This window comes from Mesorhizobium sp. M4B.F.Ca.ET.214.01.1.1, assembly GCF_004791545.1.
Lineage (GTDB): Bacteria > Pseudomonadota > Alphaproteobacteria > Rhizobiales > Rhizobiaceae > Mesorhizobium > Mesorhizobium abyssinicae.
Window position 1 is genome coordinate 1 of the sequence record NZ_SRUX01000121.1, and the last position, 366, is coordinate 366.

1 protein-coding gene is annotated in these 366 nt (G+C 61.7%); it reads left to right on the plus strand.

Features of this window, described 5'->3' with window-relative positions; all coding sequences use genetic code 11:
* Window positions 1-10: 10 nt before the first annotated feature.
* Window positions 11-366 (plus strand): B12-binding domain-containing protein (locus tag EN857_RS33565; RefSeq protein ID WP_189521700.1); only part of this gene is annotated, 356 nt, incomplete at its 3' end.

A 366-nucleotide genomic window follows, 5' to 3' on the forward strand; every position in this document is an offset into this window, starting at 1 on the left:
CCGAGAAAAAATGTCCGACGACGAGATCATCCTTTCCGAGCTTTCCGACGACGAGCTCGTGCAGCAGATGCACGACGACCTTTATGACGGGCTGAAGGAAGAGATCGAGGAAGGCACCAACATCCTTCTCGAGCGCGGCTGGGTTCCCTACAAGGTGCTGACCGAGGCGCTGGTCGAAGGCATGCGCATCGTCGGCGAGGATTTTCGCGACGGCATCCTGTTCGTGCCGGAAGTGCTGCTGTCGGCCAACGCCATGAAGGCCGGCATGGCCATCCTTCGCCCGCTGCTCGCCGCCACCGGCGCGCCCAAGCAGGGCAAGATGGTGATCGGCACCGTCAAGGGCGACATCCACGACATCGGCAAGAA